The organism is Ruminococcus callidus ATCC 27760 (assembly GCF_000468015.1).
Lineage (GTDB): Bacteria > Bacillota > Clostridia > Oscillospirales > Ruminococcaceae > Ruminococcus_C > Ruminococcus_C callidus.
The window spans coordinates 1-695 of record NZ_KI260313.1; the positions used below are offsets into that span (position 1 = coordinate 1).

The following is a 695-nucleotide window of genomic DNA, read 5'->3' on the forward strand; positions in this document are numbered from 1 at the left end:
CTCTGGTGATGTGGTTCATCTCAATCTCCACGCCAATGGTCTGCTTTTTCAGGTTTTCGATTTGCTTTGCGGTTTTTTCGTTCATGGTATTTTCCAGCCTCCTCAAATCCTATGTCGGCATACCCATTCGCCTCGGGCAGCATCCTGCCTCGGCTCAGGGCATCCGTAATTTCGGTTTTTTTCCCGTTTCGTTGTACCCATATTAACTCTAAACGGAAGAGATAGCAAGCGGCTAAATGTACAGAAAATGCAGGAAAAAGATTGTGTAGAATACACTCTTGCAAATCTTGCGATTGTATGGTAACATACTGTACAATGGAGGAGGTGCCGCCTTATTTTTTCGCTTCGGATACGGTCTGGAAACTGTCGATTTCGGGAATCAGAGCAAGGGAAGAACCGTTCTCCCACCGCATATGAATAGAACCCGCATCGTCAATGTGCGTGACCTCGCCGACTGTTCCGGGAAGAATCGGATATGTTTCATTTCGCATAGAAAGCAGCTGTAATTTTGTTCCTTTTGGATACTGCTTTCGGAGTTGTTCCAGATACGATTCACTCGGAAACTGCATCAGTATCACCAACCTTTCTGAATGCGGAATTGCCGGACAGATGCCGGAGAATGACCTTTCTTGCCGCCTTGAATTCTGCTCCCACCATTCCTAGACGAATCAGGAAACACCGCATGGTGTACTTGG

The 695-nt window shown here is 46.6% G+C and carries 1 protein-coding gene; it reads right to left on the bottom strand.

Translation table 11 applies throughout. The features are described 5' to 3' along the window. Positions 1-332: 332 nt before the first annotated feature. Positions 333-569, bottom strand: coding sequence for a DUF4314 domain-containing protein (locus RUMCAL_RS02440; protein ID WP_021680880.1), 237 nt, complete (start codon positions 567-569; stop codon positions 333-335). Between the last annotated feature and the right edge of the window lie 126 nt (positions 570-695).